Source organism: Pseudomonas sp. 5C2, assembly GCF_034314155.1.
GTDB lineage: Bacteria > Pseudomonadota > Gammaproteobacteria > Pseudomonadales > Pseudomonadaceae > Aquipseudomonas.
Genome location: NZ_JAVIWH010000003.1, coordinates 40,572 through 63,268 on the forward strand (window position 1 = coordinate 40,572; position 22,697 = coordinate 63,268).

Below are 22,697 nucleotides of genomic sequence, written 5' to 3' on the forward strand. Positions count from 1 at the left end.
TCTGAAGTTTTCTGACTGCAGAGACTGAAGGGTCTTTCGGAGAGGGGCAATACGCGAAAATTACTTTGGGAAATCAGCCACGCATTTCAAGAAGCGTCCTACTCATGTCCTACAAAAATAGCGACTTTTCAGCGTTTTCGAGGCATGGCAGCGCGAGCCGAAGCGCAGCAGGACGTTCTGCACGCCCACGCACGCTGGCAAAAAAGGTAGGTAAATACTTAGTAAACTAACTATCCCGACAACGTGCAGGAAGATATAAATACAGGCCAAGCGCCATCCGGTTATATTCGTTCGGATAGCGCTGCCTGAGCACCGTTCAAGAACGCAAAGCGGGGCTCAAGCGAAGCATGTCCAGAACGGTATCGACCAGTTGCTCGGCCTCTTTACAGAGCGCAAAGCTGTCCGGGATCAGCAACCACTGGCCAAGAATGCCGTCAATATAGCCATGCAGACAGATCGAGGCGCGTGTGGTGTTCAGATCGGCAGGCAATTGGTTTTTACGCACGGCATTGCTCAGGGCCAGCCCGATGCGGTCATTGCAGTCGACGGCTGCAGCTTGACGCTGTCGCCGCATGTCACACATTTCATCGGTGAATTCGCACTTATGAAACAGAATTTCATTGATGCGACGGGTTTTAGGGTCTAGTGCAACTTGATGAAACAAATGAATCAGCAATTTTCGCATGCAGCCCAGCGGGTCAACTTCGTCCTCACTTTCGCTGGCTTTGGCCATTTCATCGAGCGGCTCATGCAGGCTGTCGAGCATCGCCTGCACCAGATCAGCTTTATTGCTGAAGTGCCAATAAATGGCGCCACGAGTCACACCCGCAAGCTTGGCAATGTCCGCGAGCGTGGTGCGGGCCACCCCGCGCTCATAGAACGCCTTCTCGGCAGCTTCCAGAATCTGGCTTCGGGTTTCCTGAGCTTCCTCTTTGGTGCGACGGACCATGGCAGTAAAACCTCAATCAAAATGTCGCAAGCTGATGACGTCAATCGGCCTGCGACTGCACCGGGCAGCCTTTGTATTGCCTTGTCCCGGACCTACTTTCATGCCTTGCCGTGCTGGAGTGTCGCAGTGCAGGGTATTTACAAACAACCATGAACGTAAGTATATTCCTTAGCATGCTACTTATCTAGTCACCCCTTTTTTCACCTTTTTACTTTCTTGAGCAACTCAAGCTCCTGAGCCGAGGATCTTCATGCAATTCAAGCCAGCTGTTACCGTTCTGGTCACTGCCGTCGCCCTGGCAACACTGCTCAGCGGATGCAATAAAAAGCAAGAGGCTGCGCCAGCGCCGCCCCCTCCTCAGGTCGGTGTCGTTACCCTGCAAACGCAAGCTTATACCCTGACCACTGAGCTGCCGGGCCGTACCACGGCGTACCGCATTGCTGAAGTGCGTCCTCAGGTCAACGGCATCATTCTCAAGCGGTTGTTCACTGAAGGCGGTGACGTCAAGGCTGGCGAGCAGCTTTACCAGATCGACCCGGCGCTTTACGAAGCGACGGCCAACAGTGCCAAGGCGACCCTGCAGTCGGCAAAATCGCTGGCTGATCGTTATAAGCAGTTGGTGAACGAGCAGGCGGTGAGCCGCCAGGAATACGACACGGCACAAGCTTCCGCCCTGGAAGCACAGGCAGCCCTGCAGACCGCTCAGATCAACTTGCGCTACACCAAAGTGCTCGCCCCGATCTCCGGGCGTATCGGCCGCTCTGCCGTCACAGAAGGCGCGCTGGTCAATAACGCCCAGACCAACGCCATGGCAGTGATTCAGCAACTGGACCCGATCTACGTCGACGTTGTCCAGTCTTCGACCGACATGCTCAAGCTGCGGCATGAACTTGAAGGCGGCCAACTGCAAAAAGCCGGAGAAAACGCGGCCAAGGTCAAGTTGACCCTGGAAGACAACAGCCCCTATCCACTTGAAGGCAAACTGGAGTTCTCGGAAGTCTCGGTCGATCAGACCACAGGCTCCGTCACCTTGCGCGCCAAGTTCCCGAACCCGGCTCACACCTTACTGCCAGGCATGTTCGTGCATGCTCAACTGCAGTCTGGCGTGAACAAAGCCGCGATTCTGGTTCCGCAACAGGGCGTAACGCGTGACCTGAAAGGCACGCCGACCTCGCTGATCGTGAACAAGGACAACAAGGTCGAACTGCGCACCCTTGTGGCCTCGCGCACCGTTGGCAACGACTGGCTGGTCGAAAGCGGTCTGAACCCGGGTGACCGTGTCATTACCGAAGGTCTGCAGTACGTCAAACCTGGCGCTGAAGTGAAGGTCGCCGAAGCGACCAACGTCAAGGCAACAAACCCGGCACCTGCACCGGCCACTGAAAAAGCCGCGAGCAGTAAAGGGGAGTAATTCATGTCGAAATTTTTTATCGACCGTCCAATCTTTGCCTGGGTAATTGCCCTGATCATCATGTTGGTCGGGGCACTCTCGATCCTCAAACTGCCGATCAACCAATACCCGGCCATTGCACCGCCCGCCATCGCGATCCAGGTGACCTACCCAGGTGCGTCCGCACAGACCGTGCAGGACACCGTGGTTCAGGTCATCGAACAACAACTCAACGGTATCGACAACCTGCGGTATGTCGGTTCTGAAAGTAACTCCGATGGCAGCATGACCATCACTGCGACGTTCAACCAGGGCACCAACCCTGATATCGCGCAGGTTCAGGTCCAGAACAAACTGAACCTGGCAACACCCCTGCTGCCACAAGAAGTGCAGCAGCAAGGTATTCGTGTGACCAAGGCGGTGAAAAACTTCCTGATGGTCGTCGGTTTGGTGTCCGAAGACGGCAGCATGACCAAGGATGACTTGGCCAACTACATCGTGTCGAACATGCAGGACCCTATCTCACGGACCGCCGGTGTCGGTGACTTTCAGGTCTTCGGTGCCCAGTACGCCATGCGTATCTGGCTGGACCCGGCCAAGCTGAACAACTTCCAGCTGACCCCGGTGGACGTTAAAGCCGCTATCACGGCACAGAACGTTCAGGTTTCATCGGGTCAGATCGGTGGTCTGCCTGCGCTTCCCGGCCAACAACTGAACGCCACCATCATTGGCAAAACCCGTCTGCAAACAGCCGAACAATTCGAAAAAATCCTACTCAAGGTCAACCTTGATGGCTCCCAGGTACGCCTGAAAGATGTCGCCAGCGTCGGTCTGGGGGGCGAGAACTACAGCGTCAGTGCCCAGTTCAACGGCAAAGCGGCTTCCGGCCTTGCCATTAAACTGGCCACTGGCGCCAACGCACTGGACACCGCGAAAGCGATCCGCACCACGATTGCCCAACTGGAACCTTTTTTTCCGCCTGGCATGAAAGCGGTGTATCCGTATGACACCACGCCAGTCGTCACTGAATCGATCTCGGGTGTAATCCACACCCTGGTCGAAGCCATCGTTCTGGTGTTCCTGGTGATGTACCTGTTCCTGCAGAACTTGCGGGCCACGATCATCACCACGATGACCGTGCCCGTGGTCTTGCTCGGTACGTTCGGTGTCCTCGCGGCGGCGGGCTTTACCATCAACACCCTGACCATGTTCGGCATGGTGCTGGCCATCGGCTTGCTGGTGGACGATGCGATTGTGGTGGTGGAGAACGTCGAACGGGTAATGGCCGAAGAAAAACTGTCACCCAGAGACGCCACGCGAAAATCCATGGGTCAGATTCAAGGGGCTCTGGTCGGTATTGCCTTGGTACTGTCGGCGGTTCTGCTGCCAATGGCGTTCTTCGGCGGCTCCACAGGGGTGATTTACAAACAGTTCTCGATCACCATCGTTTCAGCCATGGCGCTCTCGGTGCTGGTTGCCCTGATCTTCACGCCAGCGTTGTGTGCAACCCTGCTCAAACCGATTGACCACGAAAAACACGGTCAACCCAAGCGTGGTTTTTTCGGCTGGTTCAACCGCACCTTCGACCGCAGCGTACTGAGTTACGAGCGCGGCGTCGGCAACATGATCAAGCACAAAACTCCGGCTTATCTGGCCTATGCGCTGATCTTTGCCGGGATGGTCTGGATGTTCAACAGCATCCCGAGCGCGTTCCTGCCAGAAGAAGACCAGGGCGTGATCTTCGCCCAGGTGCAGACACCCGCGGGCTCATCCTCAGAGCGTACGCAAACCGTACTCGACAATATGCGCAGCTACCTGCTCGATAAGGAAGGCGCAGGGGTCAAGTCGGTGTTCACCGTGAACGGCTTCAACTTCGCCGGTCGCGGCCAAAGTTCGGGCCTGGCGTTTATCATGCTTAAACCATGGGACGAGCGCACGGCCGAGAACAGCGTGTTCGCGCTGGCCAAGCGTGCCCAGGCACACTTCTTCAGCTTCCGCGACTCGATGACATTCGCTGTCGTTCCACCCTCGGTACTGGAACTGGGTAACGCCACGGGTTTCGACCTTTACCTGCAGGATCAGGCAGGGCTCGGCCATGCCAAGCTGATGGAGGCTCGTAACCAGTTCCTCGGTCTGGCCGCCCAAAGCAAGATTCTTGCAGGTGTGCGCCCCAACGGTCTGAACGATGAGCCCCAGTACCAACTGGTCATCGATGACGAACGTGCCAATGCCTTGGGCGTGACGATGCTGGACATCAACACCACGCTGTCGATTGCGCTAGGTGGCAATTACGTCAACGACTTCATCGACCGCGGTCGGGTCAAGAAGGTCTACGTTCAGGGTGAAGCCGGCAGCCGGATGTCACCTGAAGACTTGAAGAAGTGGTATGTGCGCAACGCTACCGGTGAGATGGTGCCCTTCGCCTCCTTTGCCAGTGGCAAGTGGGTGTATGGCTCGCCGAAACTGTCACGTTACAACGGCGTAACCGCTGAAGAGATATTGGGTGTGCCAGCACCGGGCTATAGCACCGGGCAGGCCATGGACGAAGTCGAATCCATCATCAAAAAACTCCCGGCCGGTATCGGTTACTCATGGACCGGCCTGTCCTATGAAGAACGTCTGTCCGGTTCTCAGGCGCCAGCGCTGTACGCCCTGTCGCTGCTGGTGGTGTTCCTCTGTCTGGCAGCCTTGTATGAAAGCTGGTCAATTCCTATCTCGGTCATGCTGGTGGTGCCACTGGGGGTTATCGGTGCGTTGATAGCCACCAGCATGCGTGGCCTGTCCAACGACGTGTTCTTCCAGGTGGGCTTGTTGGTGACCGTCGGTCTGTCGGCGAAGAACGCCATTCTGATCGTCGAGTTCGCCAAGGAACTGCATGAGCAGGGGAAAAGCTATACCGAAGCGGCGATTGAAGCCTGCCGCATGCGGTTGAGGCCAATTGTGATGACGTCCATGGCGTTCATCCTCGGTGTGGTCCCGCTGGCGATTTCCACGGGTGCAGGCTCGGGCAGCCAGCACTCGATCGGTACAGGGGTAATCGGCGGTATGATTACGGCCACGGTCCTGGCGATTTTCTGGGTGCCATTGTTCTTTGTTTCGATATCCTCGCTGTTCAAAAGCAAGGTAAAACCGACAGAAACTCCACACGATGAGGCTGGCCAATGAGCAAGTCCCTGATCGCTCTGGCAGTCACCGCGTTCATTCTTGGCGGCTGCTCGTTGATCCCCGATTACAATCAGCCAGCAGCGCCGGTGTCTGCGCAATGGCCACAAGGTCCGGCTTATTCGCCAACTGAATCGGCCGCAGTCGCCGCTGCCGAACAAGGCTGGCGTCAGTTTTTTCAAGACCCGGCCCTGCAACAGCTGATTGAGACCGCGCTGGTCAACAACCGCGACCTGCGTGTCGCGGCTCTGAACATCGACGCCTACCGTGCGCAATATCGCATCCAGCGCGCCGACCTGTTCCCGGCCGTTTCGGCCGATGGCAGCGGCAGCCGTCAACGCGTTCCGGCCGACCTGTCCACCAGCGGCAAAGCGGGCATCAACAGTCAATACTCGGCGACCCTGGGCATCAGCGCCTATGAGCTGGATCTGTTCGGCCGCGTACGCAGCCTCAGCGAGCAAGCGCTGGAGACTTACTTCTCCAGCGAGGAAGCTCGCCGCAGCACGCAGATCAGTTTGGTGGCCAGCGTCGCCAATGCCTACCTGGTATGGGAGGCAGACAAGGAACAGCTCAAGCTGACTCAGGACACGCTTAAAGCGTTCGAAGAGAGCTACCGGCTCACCGCCCGCAGCAATGAAGTCGGCGTCGCTTCTGCGCTGGACGTGAGCCAGTCACGGACGTCGGTTGAAGGTGCCCGTGTCAAACTGGCGCAATACCAACGGCTGGTCGCTCAAGACCAGAACAACCTGACGCTGCTGCTGGGCACCGGCCTCCCGGCCAACTTGCCTGCAAGCCAGCCGCTCAGTGCCGATCTGCTCAGCAAAATGCCGGCGGGCTTGCCGTCGGACTTGCTGCAACGGCGCCCGGACATCCTTGAAGCAGAGCATAAGCTCAAGGCCTCCAACGCCAACATCGGCGCAGCGCGAGCCGCGTTCTTCCCAAGCATCACCCTGACAGCCAGTGCCGGCACTGCCAGCCCTGATCTGTCCGGGCTGTTCAATGGCGGCTCGGGCACTTGGTTGTTCTCGCCGAAAATCAATCTGCCGATTTTCAACGCGGGCAGCCTGCGTGCCAGCCTGGATTACTCCAAAATCCAGAAAGACATTGGCGTCGCCAATTACGAAAAGACCATTCAGACCGCGTTCCAGGAAGTCTCCGACGGGCTGGCCTCGCGCCAGACCTACAACGACCAGCTCAAGGCCCAGCGTGATCTGGTTGCTGCCAACCAGGACTACTACCGTTTGGCCGAGCGTCGTTACCGGATCGGGATCGACAGCAACCTGACGTTCCTCGACGCCCAGCGCTCGCTGTTCAGTGCGCAACAGTCATTGATCACTGATCGCCTCTCGCAACTGGTCAGCGAGGTCAATCTGTACAAAGCCTTGGGTGGCGGTTGGTACGAACAGACCGGACAGGCCAAACCTGCGACCGGCGACGTGCCTGAAACCAGACTGTTCTAGTTTCAGCACCCCATAAAAAACCCACCGTCTGGTGGGTTTTTTATGAGCGGCTGAAACCTCGTTGCCTCAATCCTGCTCAGCTCAACAAAAACGCCAACACCCGACTGGTAAACACCTCGCCCGCCTCTACGTTGGACAGGTGCGCCGCGTGGACTTCTTCGTACTCGGCGCCATCGATATGGTCGTGGATAAAACGCCCACCCGCAGGCGGCGTCACCGGGTCGTGGATACCGGAGATGATCAGTGTCGGCGCGCTGATCGACCCCAGATCCTCTCGGAAATCCGCATCGCGCACGGCGGCGCAGTTTGCGGCATAACCTTCGGGCGAAGTCGCCGCGAGCATATCGGTAATGCGCTTGGCCTGATCCGGGTTGGCGGCGGCGTACTCAGGCGTGAACCAGCGTGCGATTGACGCATCACGCAACGCGACCATAGCCGCCGGGCCATCGCGCAGCACCGTTTCAATTCGCGGATCCCAGGTCTCGGGACCGCCGATCTTAGCCGCGGTGTTGCATAGCACCAGCTTGTGCAGCCGCTCGTTGGCATGGATACCCAGCCATTGGCCAATCAGGCCGCCCATGGACAAACCGCAAAAATGCACCTGTTCAATCTTCAGCCCGTCGAGCAACGCCAGCACATCTTGACCCAATTGTTCGATGCTGTAGGGGCCCGGCGTCACCAGCGAGCGACCGTGCCCGCGGGTGTCGTAGCGCAGGACACGGAAGTATTTGCCGAAGGTCGGCAACTGGGTGTCCCACATATGCAGGTCGGTGCCCAACGAATTGGACAAGACCAGTACCGGCGCATCTTTCGGGCCATCAAGTTGATAGTGCAGTTGACCATCGGCAAGTTGTACAAATCCCACAGCAGCCTCCTTCGGGCACGTTACATGAACGCATAATCTAAATGACGCGCGCCCTTCCGGGCGCGCGCGGATGGATCAATGATCGTGATGCAAAAACGCCGGTTGTTTCGGCAGGCGCAGGCTGAACAGGAAAGCGATCGCCATCATGACGGTCACGTACCAGTAGAAGTTGCTCTCCATACCCATATTCTTCAGGTTCAGCGCGACGTATTCGGCCGAGCCACCAAAGATCGCGTTGGCCACGGCATAGGCCACGCCGACACCCAATGCACGAACTTGAGGCGGGAACATCTCGGCTTTTACCAGACCGCTGATCGAGGTGTAGAAGCTGACAATCGCCAGCGCCAGAGTGATCAGGAGAAACGCCATAAACGGATTGGTCGTGGTTTTCAGCGTCATCAGAATCGGCACCGTACACAGTGTGCCCAGCGCGCCGAACCACAGCATCGAGTTACGGCGCCCGATCTTGTCCGCCAACATACCGAACAGTGGTTGCATGCACATATAAAGGAACAGCGCGCCGGTCATGATGTAACTAGCGGTTTTGGCTTCCATGCCCCCGGTGTTCACCAGGTATTTCTGCATGTAGGTGGTAAAGGTGTAGAAAATCAGCGAGCCACCGGCGGTGTAACCGAGCACGGTGATAAAGGCCGTTTTGTGATCCCTGAACAACGCCCGCATGCTCCCGGCGTCTTTGTCCTTACGCGTTTCTGCCGTCGTGGTTTCTTTGAGCGAGCGACGCAGGAACAGGGAAATCACTGCTGCGATGGCGCCAACCACGAACGGGATGCGCCAGCCATACGCACGCAGCTCTTCAGTACTGAGAAACTGCTGCAGGATGACCACTGTCAACACAGCCAGCAACTGGCCGCCGATCAGGGTCACGTACTGGAACGAAGCGAAAAAGCCGCGCTGCCCTTTGAGCGCAACCTCGCTCATGTAGGTTGCCGTGGTGCCGTATTCGCCACCCACGGACAACCCCTGGAACAGCCTGGCGACCAATAGCAAGGCCGGTGCCCACGCGCCAATCGTGCCGTAGGTCGGCAGGCAGGCGATGACCAGTGAACCACCGCACATCATCAGTACCGAGATCATCATGGAGTTCTTGCGGCCATGCTTGTCGGCCACCCGGCCAAACAGCCAGCCACCGATCGGACGCATCAGAAAACCGGCGGCGAACACGCCCGCCGTGTTAAGCAACTGCACGGTCGGGTCATCGGAAGGGAAAAAGGCCGGCGCGAAATAAATGGCACAGAAGGCGTAGACGTAGAAGTCGAACCACTCCACCAAGTTGCCCGAAGAGGCACCGACAATGGCAAAAATCCGCTTGCGACGCTCCTCCCCGGTGTAATGCACGGGCTCGGAGACGGTGGTACTTGTTATTGTCATTGGGAGTTCACTCTGAGGGGTAACTACCCCATTCTAGACACATTCTGTAACCAACTGACCTCTCAAAACGCAATCATCCAGAAGAGGGTCCGACTCTTGTGGAGGCGGTCCTTTCCTGGATGCTTTAAAACGTTGTGATCAGACTCTTTCGATGGCTAACGCCAAGCCTTGCCCGACCCCCACGCACATGGTCGCGAGCCCTTTCCGGCCACCGGTTTTTTCCAGCTGATGCAGGGCCGTCAGGATCAGACGTGCGCCACTCATGCCCAAAGGATGACCCAACGCAATCGCCCCACCGTTGGGATTGACCTGCGGAGCATCGTCGGCGAGACCCAGTTCACGCAACACAGCCAGGCCTTGGCTGGCGAAGGCTTCGTTGAGTTCGATCACATCGAAATCAGTCACGGCCAAGCCAAGACGCTCGACCAGTTTGCGAACTGCAGGCACCGGACCAATGCCCATCACGCGCGGAGCGACTGCCGCGCTGGCCATCCCCAACACCCGAGCCCGGGCGGTCAAACCATGCTTTTTCACGGCATCGGCAGAGGCCAGAATCATGGCTGCCGCGCCATCATTGACGCCTGAAGCATTGCCAGCGGTGACGGTCTTGTCTGCCCCGTTGACCGGTTTAAGCTTGCTCAGGGTTTCCAGGCTGGTATCGGCACGAGGGTGTTCATCGTGCGCGACAATGGTTTCGCCTTTTTTATGCGTAACACGCACCGGCACGATTTCTTCAGCGAAATAGCCTGCGGCCTGAGCCACGGCCGTGCGCTGTTGGCTGCGAAGGGCGAAAGCATCCTGATCAGCACGAGAAATCTTATAGTCATCAGCGACGTTGTCGCCGGTCTGCGGCATGGCATCGACGCCGTACTGAGCCTTCATCAATGGGTTGATGAAGCGCCAGCCAATGGTGGTGTCTTCCAGTTTCATGTTGCGCGAAAACGCGGCATCAGCCTTGCCCATGACGAAAGGCGCGCGGGACATCGACTCAACACCGCCAGCAATCGCCAGCTCCATCTCACCGCTGGCGATGGCGCGGAAGGCTGTACCGACCGCGTCCATGCCCGAGGCGCAAAGACGGTTGAGGGTCACCCCGGGAATGCTCTGCGGCAGGCCCGCCAACAAAGCGGCCATACGCGCCACATTGCGGTTGTCTTCACCGGCCTGATTCGCGCAGCCGAAAAACACTTCATCGACCTCGTCCCAGTTCACCGACGGGTTACGCTCCATCAGCGCTTTGATCGGCAGTGCAGCCAAGTCATCGGCACGCACCGTCGACAGGCCACCGCCAAAACGGCCAATCGGTGTACGAATCGCATCACAGATATAAACGTCACGCATCATGCTTCTCCCGGTGCCTGACCATGAGCGATGGCGGTACGCGCTTCCAGATCACGCAAAGCGGTCAATTCTGTTTCGGTAGGTTCAGCCGAGTACACGACATTCTCGGCAAAGCGCAATTCCCAACCGGTGGCGGCGATGACTTGCTCGCGAGTCACGCCTGGATGCAGGGTCGTGACCACGAACTCATGGGTACCGGCTTCAGGTTCCATGATGCACAGATCGGTGATGATCCCCACCGGACCGGCACCGGGCAAACCGAGTCTCTTGCGTGAATCCCCGCCTTCGCCGTGACCGACAGACGTGATGAAGTCGAGCTTGTTGACGAACGCCCGCGCCGATTGCTTTAGGATGATCAACACCTGCTTCGCGGAACCGGCAATCTCCGGCGCACCGCCAGCTCCCGGCAAGCGGACCTTCGGATTGTGATAGTCGCCCACCACGGTGGTGTTGATGTTGCCAAAGCGGTCAACCTGAGCGGCACCCAGAAAACCGACGTCGACCCGGCCACCTTGCAACCAGTAGCGAAAAATTTCACCGGTGGAGACAACAGTGTCGGCGGTTTCCGCCAGTTCGCCGTCGCCAATCGACAGTGGCAGCACGTTCGGCTTGGCGCCGATCGGACCGGATTCGTAAATCAGCACCACATCCGGCGAGGACGTCAGGCGGGCCAGGTTAGCGGCCTTGGAAGGCAGACCGATGCCGACGAAGCAGACCGAGCCGTTCTTCAAACGACGGGCTGCAGCGACTGTCATCATTTCATTGGTGGTGTACGTCATTTATTGAGCCTCCGAAACGCTAGCCAACCGGGCTTTGAATTCATTGAAATCAGCGGTGCCGTGGATATAGTCGGCAATCCACGCAGTGAAGCTGTCACGGTCGCGGGCAATAGCGTCCCAGGCTTGATAGAAGCGGTTATCACGCTCGTAGTAACCATGGGCATAGGATGGATGCGCACCACCGGGGACCAGGCAGACGGCGCTCAGGGCCCAGGTCGGCAGTACGCAAGCGTTCATCGGGGCCTTGAGATCATCAACGATCTCCTCAACCGTGACGATGCAACGCTTGGCCGCCAGTGCCGCTTCTTTCTGCACACCCAGAATGCCCCACAGCAGCACGTTGCCTTTACGGTCGGCTTTCTGCGCATGGATCACGGTGATGTCCGGGCGTATAGCAGGGACCGCCGCCAGCACTTCACCGGTGAAGGGGCAGGTGACCGTTTTGATCATCGGGTTGACCTTGGGCAGGTCGGAACCGGCGTAAGCCCGCAGCACCGCGAAAGGCAGCCCGGACGCACCTGCAACATAGGCGTTGGCAAGGTCCGCGTGGCTGTGTTCTTCGATTTCCATCGCATGCGGCCACTGTTTCTCGACCGCGTCACGCAAGCGATGCAAGGAGCCAACACCAGGGTTGCCGCCCCACGAGAAAATCAGTTTTTTCGCACAGCCAGCACCGATCAATTGGTCATAGATCAAGTCGGGGGTCATGCGTACCAGGGTCAGGTCTTTTTTACCCTGACGAATGATTTCGTGGCCCGCAGCAGTGGGTATCAGATGGGTGAAGCCTTCCAGTGCAACGATGTCGCCATCGTTGACGAATTGCTTCACGGCATCGTGCAGAGAAAGAATTTCAGCCATGGAGTTGCTCCCGATCTCGCATCACAATCAATAAATAGCGCAAGTGAGCTGCGCTGGAATGCGAATCAGGTTATGCCTGAGCGAAGGGGCAAACAATCCGATAATCGACTAACCGTTCGTTAATCGCACAAATTAAAGAAGGCGACTGAAGGCTGAAAGTGCCCGCTCTTCGCGAAGAGATCGAACAGGCACCCTGTATTCAAAATGTCAGGTAAATAGCTGTGTACTCAAATCGCGGCTGGCATCGAGCATGATCGGCAGAAAGCGTTGCTCCAATTCACTGCGGGCCACGCGTCCAGCGCTGGTGCTGACGTTGAGTGCGGCCAACACTTGGCCGGAGGCGTCATATACAGGGACGGCAATCGAGCGCAGGCCTTGCTCGAGTTCCTGGTCAACGATGCACCAGCCCTGCTGGCGAACCTGCTGCAGGCATTCCAACAAGTCCTCGGGTGTCGATAACGTGCGACTGGTTTTAGGTTGCAGGTCGACGTGATCGAGGTATTCACCGAGCGAAACATCGTCCAGCGCGGCCAACAGAATGCGCCCCATGGACGTGCAATAGGCGGGTAACCGTCCGCCCACCGAGAGGTCCACCGAGATCAATCGCTGGGTCGTGGCCGAGCGGGCTATATACAGAATATCGTCGCCTTCGAGGGTCGCCATGTTGCAGGCCTCATGCAATTGATCGCTCATGCGGTCCAGATAAGGCTGGGCCGAGATCGCAAGCGGCGTCGATGATAGATAGGCATGCCCCAACGTCAGCACTTTAGGCAACAGCGAGTAGGTCCGGCCATCACTGGTGGCGTAGCCCAGCTTGATCAACGTATGCAGGCAACGGCGTACCGCCGCGCGGGGGATTTCCGTGCGATGGCTGATCTGGGCAATCGTCAATTGACGCTTACGCTCCTGAAAGGCATGGATCACCGCCAAACCTCTGGCCAGGGACGTCATGAAATCCGGGTCGCCGGTCAGCGCCTGAATCCGCTTGGCCGGTGACGCCACAATCGGCGGCGCCAGCGAGGCAAATGAGTTGCGCAGTTGATCGTTCATCCCAAACACCGCCTATCGACGCCTTTTCAGGCCGGATACAAAGCCCTTCACAACGTTTCACTAAGGAATTCATCGGGCCCGTCTCGGGCGATTATCGAACCAATGACCGATAATCGCAATTGACCCATCGCCTTTATCCTTATACCTTTCACTCGCCGCTTAAGTGGCTTCTTGGAAATACTGGTCAGGTACCCACGAGAAGTCCATTGGTACGGCCTTGCCCACGAAGCGAGGCCGTTTTCTTTCAGCGCCGTACACGAGCGCAACGCTACCCGATACGCAGCCTCTTCCGGCACCACGGGAGAACCGCTGCGCTATTGTTTCTGATGCGCCCTGTCTGCCCCTGCGCTCTGTGCCACAAAAACCGTGGCTTATACCCGTGCCCCTACTGATCATCCTCAATTGGAAACAGTCTGTGGCCCGGGCATGAAGTTGTAGTGGTATTCAATCGCTGTCTAAACTTCAGAACTGTCGTACAGAAAAAGAGTACTGATGGAAGACATATCGTAACAATCGCGCACATAAAGTTGACGGCACCGAACATCTTGGAGATAGTGTTCTTCGGTTGACTGGCTATAATGCCCCGCAGTGATTGAAACTCCAGCGCGCTAAGCGTGGATCCAGTCACGTGGACCCTGCACTGACCCGGTGCACGATCCAGACAGTCCGCGGATGAGATACCGAGCCATTGATAGCCACCGCGCTTGTAATCCATATCTGTTGCTACGACAGCTGTTTTTTCTGGTGCCCGTAGCCGCGAGCAGCAAGAAGGTATTTACACGTAGTGTGTAAAGGAATGTCCGACTGTTTAAACAGCCCGGCAGACTGGACATCGCCGGTGTAAGCACTTCCCGCGCTCTGCGCTGTCACCGGAATTAATCTCGACATTATTAGGTAACACTGTGACGAAAGATGAACTGCGCGTGGAACTTGAGCGCCAGGAACAACGTTACAAGGATGTATACGGCGGGGAAGTCACCACCTACGCCGCACAACCAGAGCCCGAACGTAAGCCTTGGCGCAAAAGAGCCAGCCTTCTCGATCAGGCGTTCAAGCAAGAACTGCAAAAAATGGAAAAAGACCTCAAGGAAGAACCTTAGCCTTTGCGGCTAAAATCAGTAGCGGTTTACGGTGCGCCACCTTCTTGATGGGCGCAGAGCTCGTTTTTACTGAGGTTTGAGGCAACTTTGAACCAAAGGCTGTCTTCCCGACAGCCCTTTGGGGCGGTAGCTGTGGCCATCCATTTCGTTTAATGATGTAACCAATGAGCAGCAAGTGCATCGATTTATAGGGTTTTCTGGCATAATCACGCCCCCTTACGACCGGGTCAGAAGATTTTCATGATCGATTTATTCAGCGGGCTAGATGCTTGGGTGCTTGTGAGCTTGCTGCTTGCCCTGGCCTTCGTTCTCACGTTCGAGTTCATCAACGGCTTTCATGACACCGCTAACGCGGTAGCTACTGTCATCTACACCAAAGCCATGCCGCCCAACCTGGCCGTATTCTTTTCCGGTTTGTTCAACTTTCTGGGTGTATTGCTGGGCGGTGTAGGCGTGGCCTACGCCATCGTCCACTTGCTGCCCGTCGAACTGCTGATCAACGTAAACACCGGCCATGGCCTGGCCATGGTGTTCTCGCTGCTCGCGGCGGCGATTACCTGGAACCTCGGCACCTGGTATTTCGGGATTCCGGCATCCAGCTCGCACACTCTGATCGGCTCTATTCTGGGAGTCGGGCTCGCCAACGCATTGATTACCGGCATTCCGCTGGCCGACGGCGTGAACTGGCAAAAAGCGATCGACATCGGTGCGTCGCTGATCTTTTCGCCGCTGGCAGGCTTCATCGTTGCCGGTTTGGTGTTGCTCATTCTGAGATGGTGGCGCCCGCTGTCCAAGATGCACAAAACGCCGGAGCAGCGCCGCAAGATCGATGACAAAAAACACCCGCCTTTCTGGAACCGTCTGGTATTGGTGGTTTCCGCCATGACCGTCAGTTTCGTACACGGCTCCAACGACGGTCAGAAGGGTATCGGCCTGATCATGTTGGTCTTGATTGGTATCGTACCAAGCCAGTTCGTTCTCGACCTGAGCAGCACCACCTATCAGATCGAACGGACCCGGGATGCAACCCTGCACCTGAGCCAGTTCTATCAGCGCAACACCGACACCCTGAGTGAGTTCCTGGCCTTGGGCAAATCGAAGGATGGCGACTTGCCGGAGCGCTTCAGCTGTAACCCGACGCAAACCGAGCCGACCATCAACGCCCTGCTCAGCACGCTTAAAGGTGTCGTCGATTATCACGCTCTGTCGACTGAAAGCCGCATCGAAGTGCGTCGCTACCTGCTCTGCATGGATGACACTGCCCGAAAAGTCGGCAAACTTTCCAACTTGGCACCTCGTGAAAAATCCGACCTTGAGAAGCTGCGCAAGGACCTGACGGCGACCACTGAATATGCGCCGTTCTGGGTCATTCTTGCCGTCGCCCTAGCGTTGGGCCTGGGCACCATGATTGGCTGGAAACGCGTGGTACTGACCATAGGTGAAAAAATCGGCAAGCAAGGCATGACCTATGCCCAAGGCATGTCGGCACAGATCACCACCACCTGCGCGATCGGCCTGGCTAACGTTTTCAGTCTGCCGGTTTCGACCACCCATATCCTGTCCTCTGGCGTTGCCGGGACCATGGTCGCAAACAAAAGCGGTTTGCAAGGCGGCACGGTGCGCGCCATTATCCTGGCCTGGGTCTTGACCCTGCCAGCGACCATCGCACTGTCGGCTGGCTTGTTCTGGGTGGCGTCAAAAGTGTTGGCTTAAACAGTAAGACTCAAGAAAAGCGCCCTGTTCGGCGCTTTTTATTGGCCTGTCAGCCTGGATTCTCAGCGATCAAACAAAGTAGCACCGAACGTTTAATTTTGGTGCTGCCACACCAGCGCCTCACCTTTTTGCACCGAACATCTATTCTTCTCAGTGGTCAACCTTAGGAACAACCACGCTGCGGAGGGATTGCCGTGCATATCGCTGACATGACCATGTTCTACGCACCAGCCAGCGGTGGCGTGCGCACTTATCTAGATGCAAAACATCGTCGTTTGGGACGTTATTCAGGCGTTCGTCACAGCCTCTTGATCCCCGGCGCCAGCCTGAGCCACAAAGACGGCATTTATAAGGTACCGGCGCCGGCCCTGCCCTTCGGTAACGGCTATCGCTTCCCTCTCCGCCTCGCACCGTGGCGCAATGTCCTGAAAGATCTGCAGCCCGACGTGATCGAAGTCGGCGATCCCTATTTAACCGCATGGGCCGCACTGGACGCGCGTCGCCAACTGGATGTACCGGTCATTGGTTTCTATCACTCGGATTTACCACTGCTGGTCAGTAATCGCATCGGTAATTGGCTCGGCACTAATGTCGAGACCTACGTCAGCAAGTTGTATAACAATTTCGACCGGGTCTTGGCGCCCAGCACCATCATGGCCGACAAGTTGATCCGATTGGGCGTCGAGAATGTGCACATGCAACCGCTGGGCGTGGACCTTGTGACATTTACACCAACCCTTCGCGATCCATGCCTTAAAGCCGAGCTAGGCCTCAACGAAGACACCCGTTTGCTGATTTTCGCCGGACGCGGATCGCGTGAAAAAAACCTGCCCGTGCTGCTCGACTGCATGAAACGACTGGGCGCTGGCTATCACCTGTTGTTGGTCGGCTCGCACATGCCAGATGCAGTTCCGGACAATGTGTCGGTCATCGGTCATTTCTGCCCCGCCAGCGAAATCGCCCGTTTGTTGGCCAGCGCCGACGCCTTACTGCATGCAGGCGATCAGGAAACCTTTGGCCTGGTGATTCTCGAAGCCATGGCCAGCGGCATTCCCGTCATTGCTGTGGCTGCTGGCGCCTTTTCCGAAATCGTCCCTGAAGCGTGCGGCCTGCTCTGCGAGCCGAACAATCCATTGTCAATGGCCAGCGCCGTACGAGAATTATTCAGCCACAACAGCGTGCAAAAAGGCTACCAGGCGCGACAGCACGTAGAACAGCGATACGCGTGGGACACTGTGGTCGAGGGCCTGCTTGAACACTATCAAGCTGTCCTGGGCAGCCGCTTACCGGTGCTCGCTCATGGCTGACATCGAACGTAGCGTATTGTTGGTGCTTCATGATGTGGCGCCCGAAACCTGGACCGATTACCAGCCATTTGTTCAAGCCATAGACGCTTTGGGCAATATCCCAATGACTCTGTTAGTGGTTCCCGACTTTCATAAACGCAATGCGGTAAGCACTGACAATCACTTTCAGCGCGTGCTGGAAACTCGTATTGCCCACGGCGATGAACTGGCGCTGCATGGCTACTACCATTGCGACGATAGCCCGCCGCCGCGCACACCGCGCGACTATTTCATGCGGCGCATTTTCACGTGGGAAGGCGAGTTTTATGCTCTGGACCGGGATGAGGCGTTGGTACGACTGCATGCCGGAATCGAATTATTTCAGCGCTTAGGCTGGCCGCTCCATGGGTTCATTGCCCCCGCCTGGCTGATGAGTGAGGGCACGCGAGACGCCTTGCGCAGCTTGCCTCTGCACTACACCAGCGATGCTCAGCATTTGTATCGGCTGCCGGACTTCGCCCGGATTGAAGCGCCGGGCATTGTCTGGAGTGCCCGCAGCCCTTGGCGTCGCGGCGTGTCGAAAATCCTCAGCGGGCACCTCGAACACAGGTTTCAGGCGGCATCGACCATTCGATTGGGCTTACACCCGGTCGACATGCGCCATGAGTATGCCCGCCGCTACTGGCTACAAATCCTGCAACGACTGATCCAGAGCGGCCGTACGCCCATGACCAAGGCACACTGGCTTGCCACACAGCATCCAGCCATGAGGTCAGCCGCGTGAAACGACTTGCCTGGTTATTGGCAGGGCTGCTCGCCGCCCTCCTGATTCCGCTTGTGTTGGGTGGCAGTGAGATGTTCCTGCGCCTGCGCAGCTTCCCTCTGGACCTGCTATTGGGAATGCTTGGCATGATCGCCGCGTGCTGGGGCCTGAACTCGCTACGCTTGCGTCTATTGCTGGGTGACAGCGTGGGCGGGCTAAGTCCGCTGAAAAGCCTCGGGGTGGTCATAGCCACCGAGTTCGCGATTTGCGCAACGCCGGGCGGCAGTGGCGGGCCACTGACATTAATGACATTGCTGTCGCGCAATGGCATACGCCCGGCTAAAAGCAGCGCGGTCTTCGCCACTGACCAACTCAGTGATCTGCTGTTCTTCCTGTGTGCCCTGCTTGGCATTCTGCTGTATGCACTGTTTCACGAACTCAGTCAGAAGCTGGAGTGGATGCTCAGCCTGAGTGTGATTCTGATGCTTGGCGGATTGTGCCTGGGCATCGGCTTCGCCCGCTACCATCGGCAGATCATCAAACTCAACGGGGGCCTGCTCAAACGCGTCAACACCAGTGCCACGACTCGTCGGCACTGGGCACGCAAACTGCTGCATTTTCGTGATGCGTTTGTCGACACGCTGAAGATGCCTCGGCAAAAACTGGCGCAGGTGTTCGTGCTGACCTGCCTGCATTGGGGCTTGCGTTACAGCGTGTTGTATCTCGCCTTGCATGGTTTGGGCGTGGACATAGCGTGGGCCTGGAGTTTTCTGATTCAAATGCTGTCACTGAGTGCGGGGCAACTGAGCCTGTTGCCGGGTGGCGCAGGCGCTGCAGAACTGACATCGGCGGCACTGCTGGCCCCCATGGTGGGTAAGTCCACGGCAGCTGCGGCGATCCTGATCTGGCGGGCGGTGACGTACTACTTCTACTTGATCGCCGGTGGGCCGGTGTTTTTACTATTGGTCGGACGACCGTTGCTGAACAAGCTGATACGCCTCAAACACGCCTGATTATTTTTTCGGTGTGCCCGTTGGCGCCTCAGGCGCTTGCTGCAATTGCCGCCAAAGCTCGGCGGCACCGTTGAAGTCCGCACCGTCCTCCAGAACCAGCGCCTCCGGGTCATAACGACTCAGGCAGCCCTCGCCAAGCGTGGGCGGTGCTCTCGATGTGGCTTTGTCGAGTGGATCGGTCATCTTCGCCTCCATCGCTATGCCTTCGCGAATAAACTCACCCCACAGCAAACCTGTGTGAGAGCGGATTTATTCGCGAATGGCAGTAAGCCAGGTACTTGAGACTAGTCGAACACGACCGTCTTGTTGTGATGCACCAGTACCCGATCTTCCAGGTGGTAACGAAGCCCGCGAGCCAACACCATCTTTTCCACGTCGCGACCGAAGCGCACCATATTTTCGATGCTGTCACGGTGGCTGACGCGTACCACGTCCTGCTCGATGATCGGCCCCGCGTCGAGTTCTTCAGTCACGTAGTGACAGGTCGCACCAATCAGCTTCACGCCACGTAGCGAAGCCTGGTGGTAGGGCTTGGCCCCCACGAACGACGGTAGGAAGCTGTGGTGGATGTTGATCACCCGATGCGCATATTCACGGCACAATTGCGGCGGCAGAATTTGCATGTAACGCGCCAGCACGACTACGTCCGCCTCATGGTGCTTGACCAGACGCGAGACTTCGGCGAACGCCGGCTCCTTGTCCTTTGAGTCCACCGGAACATGGTAATAAGGGATGTTATGCCACTCGACCATGCTGCGCAGGTCTTCATGGTTGGAAATCACACAGGCGATTTCGCAATCCAGTTCATCGGTGTGCCAGCGGTGTAGAAGATCTGCCAGACAGTGCGATTCACGACTGGCCATCAACACCACGCGCTTTTTCTGCGCCGAGTCCGTCACGCGCCAGTCCATGGAGAACTCTTCGGCAATCGGCGTGAACGCCTTGCGAAATTCTTCAAGTTCCAGGGGGACTGTGTCGGCACGAATCTCGTGACGCATAAAGAACCAACCACTGAGATTGTCCGAGTGATGGCTCGCCTCGGTAATCCAGCCATTATAGGCGGCCAAAAAGTTACTGACTTTAGCAACGATGCCGACGCGGTCCGGGCAAGCAATCACCAGCCGAAAAGTGCGCATGAGGGAAAAACTCCAGAACTTCGCAAAGGCCGCCATTCTAGCGATTACGCAGAGAAACTGCAGTACTCCTCTCGCCGAGTCTGAAACCGCCGAGGTCATTGGGGCCCGCGTCCTCAGGCAGCGCCGCTTTCCATGATAGCTGTCTACTCAGCACCGACTAATGCCCTGCATTAGAAAGGGCCATTATGGCGATATCCTTCAGCGCCCACGGTACAACATCTAATGTCGTCGCACTGTTGCGCAGGGCCTATTTTATAAATAATTGCCCTAAAACTTTTCTTTAATGTTTACTTGATCAAACTGTCTGACTATTATTGCATCACTGCGTCCCTGCCACCCTCTGAACATAAGGTACCCCTTCATGTCCCTGATCAACGAATACCGTGCCACAGAAGAAGCCATCAAAGAACTGCAAGCCCGTTTGAAAAGTCTGTCGCAAGACGACAAACTGCAAACTGAGCTTGAATTTGAAGGCAAGCTGCGCACCCTGATGGGCGAATATCAAAAATCGCTGCGCGACATCATCGCCTTGCTTGATCCAGAGTCCAAAGTTAGCAAGACTCCTCGCGGCGCCGTGAAGACTACCGGCACCAAGCGTGCGCGCAAGGTCAAGCAGTACAAGAACCCGCACAACGGCGAAGTCATTGAAACCAAAGGCGGCAACCACAAGACTCTGAAAGAGTGGAAAGCCAAGTGGGGTGGTGATGTAGTTGAAGGCTGGGCAACTCTGCTGGGCTAAGTGAACACCGGTCGTCAGCAATGACGGCTCATAAAAAAACGCCAGCTTGCTGGCGTTTTTTTATGAGCCGTTTATGGCCTGCCACGCATTACAGAAAATGTCCCTCCCCCAACCAGATGGCCCTTCAGAGGCTGAAGCGCTCGCGCAGTTGCTGGGCGTAATCCTGCCATTGGCTCAATACCTTAAGCTGGGCCGGTGTAGCACTAAGGGACAACTCAACCAGGGATTTCGTAAAACTTTGTAATGTATTAGGCGCTCCGCTCTCAGCCCGCGATAAGCGCTGCTGACAAAAGGTATACCAGCGCTGTTGCTCCTCGACAGTCAAGGTGTTGGCAAAGTTCCTCGCGCGGTATCTGAATAATAATTCAGGCAGACGCTCATCATCAAAAGGCCATTCGTCGCGGGCCAATTGTTCCGGCTCGGCAGTGCGTACTTGCTCACACAACCGTCGATCACGGTCACCGAGGAACCCGTCATATAACTGCTGCTCCGGGTCTTCACTGGGCGTAAAATTTTCACGGCCATAAACGGCTTTCACTTTATCCTGCCAAAGTTCCTGCGCGTCTGTTAACTGCTGCGCGCGCGCCTGATACTGGGCCATGTCCAATTGCAAACGCTGCTGATCTTCGGCACGCAGCACGTTGAGCGGCGCGACCACCGGGCAGCGGTTTATATGCAACAGCTTGAGCGGCACCGGCAATTCACCGTCGGCAAGATCATCTCGCCGGGTATATAAGCGCTGACGCAATGTATCGGCGTCCTGCTCAAGCAACGGCGCAGGGTCCTGGTGTAAATCACAGACAATCAGCGCATTGCGATTGTGCGGATGCCACGCCAGCGGCAATACCACACCCAAGTAACTGCGCGCAGCGGAGAAGCGCCCGGAGATGTGAACCAGCGGCTGCATCAAACGGATCTGATCCTGCACTCGCTGCTTGCTGCGTAGCTGAAACAAATAGTCATACAGTTTCGGCTGCTTCTCACGAATCAAACGCGCCAAGGCGATCGTAGCGCGCACATCGGACAAGGCATCATGAGCCTGACCGTGATCGATGCTATTGGCGGCGGTCAGACGCTCAAGTTTCAAGGTCACTCGCCCCTCCTCCTCCTCGGGCCAGACGATCCCTTCCGGGCGCAACGCATATGCCGTTCGCACGACATCGATCAAATCCCAACGGCTATTACCGCCCTGCCACTCCCGCGCATAGGGATCGAAAAAATTGCGATACAGGCTGTAACGGGTCACTTCGTCGTCGAAGCGCAGGGTGTTGTAGCCTGCGCCACAGGTGCCTGGTGCCGACAACTCAGCATGCACCCGGGTCATGAAGTCGGCTTCACTCAAACCCTGTTCGGCCAGGCGGTCAGGGGTGATGCCGGTGATCAGGCACGCTGCCGGGTGCGGCAGGATGTCCTCGCTCGGCTGACAGTAGAGGTTAATCGGCGCAGCGATCTCATTGAGCTCAGCGTCCGTGCGGATACCGGCAACCTGAAGCGCACGATCATTGCGCGGGTTGATGCCAGTGGTTTCATAGTCGTACCAAAAGATGCTGGAGGTCACGGGCTATTCCTGAACAGAAGACCGGCAAAGTGTAGGGGGTGCGCAGCATAAATGGCCAATCGGCTGATTCAGGCACGCAGCAGATACATTTACTCACACGTCTTGTACCTATCCGTTTGGAGAGTCTGGTTGCTTCGATGGCCCGT

At 57.0% G+C, this 22,697-nt stretch carries 19 protein-coding genes; 9 read left to right on the forward strand and 10 right to left on the reverse strand.

Translation table 11 applies throughout. The annotated features are described in order from the left end of the window. Nucleotides 1-316: 316 nt before the first annotated feature. On the reverse strand, nucleotides 317-949 hold the full coding sequence (locus tag RGU44_RS14890) for a TetR family transcriptional regulator (RefSeq protein WP_322181655.1): 633 nt from the start codon (nucleotides 947-949) through the stop codon (nucleotides 317-319). A 250-nt stretch (nucleotides 950-1,199) separates the two neighbouring features. On the opposite strand from RGU44_RS14890, the gene RGU44_RS14895 reads away from it, so the two are divergent. From RGU44_RS14895 to adeC, 3 genes are read left to right on the forward strand one after another with little or no spacing between them, the layout of a single operon-like run. Next, on the forward strand, nucleotides 1,200-2,360 hold the full coding sequence (locus tag RGU44_RS14895; protein ID WP_322181657.1) for an efflux RND transporter periplasmic adaptor subunit: 1,161 nt from the start codon (nucleotides 1,200-1,202) through the stop codon (nucleotides 2,358-2,360). 3 nt (nucleotides 2,361-2,363) lie between these two features. Next, on the forward strand, nucleotides 2,364-5,504 hold the full coding sequence (locus RGU44_RS14900) for an efflux RND transporter permease subunit (RefSeq protein ID WP_322217872.1): 3,141 nt from the start codon (nucleotides 2,364-2,366) through the stop codon (nucleotides 5,502-5,504). After that, nucleotides 5,501-6,961 (forward strand): AdeC/AdeK/OprM family multidrug efflux complex outer membrane factor, encoded by a 1,461-nt coding sequence (adeC, locus tag RGU44_RS14905; RefSeq protein WP_322181661.1) that lies wholly within the window; start codon nucleotides 5,501-5,503, stop codon nucleotides 6,959-6,961. Before RGU44_RS14900 ends, adeC begins: the two co-directional genes overlap by 4 nt. 76 nt (nucleotides 6,962-7,037) lie before the next feature. Here the strand turns inward: adeC and pcaD are convergent, their stop codons facing one another. The 6 genes from pcaD to pcaR form a co-directional block, all read right to left on the reverse strand. Next, nucleotides 7,038-7,826, reverse strand: a complete 789-nt coding sequence (gene pcaD, locus RGU44_RS14910; protein WP_322217875.1) for a 3-oxoadipate enol-lactonase — start codon at nucleotides 7,824-7,826, stop codon at nucleotides 7,038-7,040. A 75-nt stretch (nucleotides 7,827-7,901) separates the two neighbouring features. Further along, complete coding sequence (locus RGU44_RS14915; RefSeq protein WP_322217878.1) at nucleotides 7,902-9,215, reverse strand: MFS family transporter; 1,314 nt, start codon at nucleotides 9,213-9,215, stop codon at nucleotides 7,902-7,904. 138 nt (nucleotides 9,216-9,353) lie between these two features. Then, a complete protein-coding gene (gene pcaF / locus RGU44_RS14920; protein WP_322217880.1) occupies nucleotides 9,354-10,559 on the reverse strand; it encodes a 3-oxoadipyl-CoA thiolase in 1,206 nt (401 codons plus the stop codon). Beyond that, nucleotides 10,556-11,335 carry a CoA-transferase subunit beta gene (locus RGU44_RS14925; RefSeq protein ID WP_322181668.1) on the reverse strand — a complete coding sequence of 260 codons (780 nt, stop codon included), beginning with the start codon at nucleotides 11,333-11,335 and terminating at the stop codon, nucleotides 10,556-10,558. Before RGU44_RS14925 ends, pcaF begins: the two co-directional genes overlap by 4 nt. Beyond that, complete coding sequence (locus tag RGU44_RS14930) at nucleotides 11,336-12,193, reverse strand: CoA transferase subunit A (protein ID WP_322181670.1); 858 nt, start codon at nucleotides 12,191-12,193, stop codon at nucleotides 11,336-11,338. It abuts the gene before it with no gap. Between the two features lie 207 nt (nucleotides 12,194-12,400). After that, entirely contained in the window at nucleotides 12,401-13,243 is an 843-nt protein-coding gene (pcaR, locus tag RGU44_RS14935; RefSeq protein ID WP_219062179.1) for a pca regulon transcriptional regulator PcaR, read from the reverse strand. Nucleotides 13,244-14,145: 902 nt separating this feature from the next. Between pcaR and RGU44_RS14940 the strand changes: the two genes are divergently transcribed. From RGU44_RS14940 to RGU44_RS14960, 5 genes are all read left to right on the forward strand, one after another. Next, complete coding sequence (locus tag RGU44_RS14940) at nucleotides 14,146-14,343, forward strand: hypothetical protein (protein ID WP_219062180.1); 198 nt, start codon at nucleotides 14,146-14,148, stop codon at nucleotides 14,341-14,343. Nucleotides 14,344-14,583: 240 nt separating this feature from the next. Further along, complete coding sequence (locus RGU44_RS14945) at nucleotides 14,584-16,056, forward strand: inorganic phosphate transporter (RefSeq protein WP_322181673.1); 1,473 nt, start codon at nucleotides 14,584-14,586, stop codon at nucleotides 16,054-16,056. 194 nt (nucleotides 16,057-16,250) lie between these two features. Then, entirely contained in the window at nucleotides 16,251-17,363 is a 1,113-nt protein-coding gene (locus RGU44_RS14950) for a glycosyltransferase family 1 protein (RefSeq protein ID WP_322217882.1), read from the forward strand. Continuing rightward, nucleotides 17,356-18,126 carry a polysaccharide deacetylase family protein gene (locus RGU44_RS14955; RefSeq protein WP_322181675.1) on the forward strand — a complete coding sequence of 257 codons (771 nt, stop codon included), beginning with the start codon at nucleotides 17,356-17,358 and terminating at the stop codon, nucleotides 18,124-18,126. The genes RGU44_RS14950 and RGU44_RS14955 overlap by 8 nt, the downstream gene beginning before the upstream one ends. Continuing rightward, nucleotides 18,123-19,118 carry a lysylphosphatidylglycerol synthase transmembrane domain-containing protein gene (locus tag RGU44_RS14960; RefSeq protein WP_322181678.1) on the forward strand — a complete coding sequence of 332 codons (996 nt, stop codon included), beginning with the start codon at nucleotides 18,123-18,125 and terminating at the stop codon, nucleotides 19,116-19,118. The genes RGU44_RS14955 and RGU44_RS14960 overlap by 4 nt, the downstream gene beginning before the upstream one ends. Here the strand turns inward: RGU44_RS14960 and RGU44_RS14965 are convergent, their stop codons facing one another. Both RGU44_RS14965 and purU read right to left on the reverse strand, forming a co-directional pair. Beyond that, on the reverse strand, nucleotides 19,119-19,301 hold the full coding sequence (locus tag RGU44_RS14965) for a hypothetical protein (protein WP_322217884.1): 183 nt from the start codon (nucleotides 19,299-19,301) through the stop codon (nucleotides 19,119-19,121). A gap of 101 nt (nucleotides 19,302-19,402) precedes the next feature. After that, entirely contained in the window at nucleotides 19,403-20,254 is an 852-nt protein-coding gene (purU, locus tag RGU44_RS14970) for a formyltetrahydrofolate deformylase (RefSeq protein WP_322181683.1), read from the reverse strand. Between the two features lie 361 nt (nucleotides 20,255-20,615). On the opposite strand from purU, the gene mvaT reads away from it, so the two are divergent. After that, complete coding sequence (mvaT, locus tag RGU44_RS14975; RefSeq protein WP_322181685.1) at nucleotides 20,616-20,993, forward strand: histone-like nucleoid-structuring protein MvaT; 378 nt, start codon at nucleotides 20,616-20,618, stop codon at nucleotides 20,991-20,993. A 124-nt stretch (nucleotides 20,994-21,117) separates the two neighbouring features. Here mvaT and sbcB read toward each other — a convergent pair whose 3' ends face one another. Continuing rightward, the gene (gene sbcB, locus RGU44_RS14980; RefSeq protein ID WP_322217885.1) at nucleotides 21,118-22,551 is read right to left on the reverse strand and encodes an exodeoxyribonuclease I; all 1,434 of its coding nucleotides are present in this window, start codon (nucleotides 22,549-22,551) and stop codon (nucleotides 21,118-21,120) included. Nucleotides 22,552-22,697: the final 146 nt, after the last annotated feature.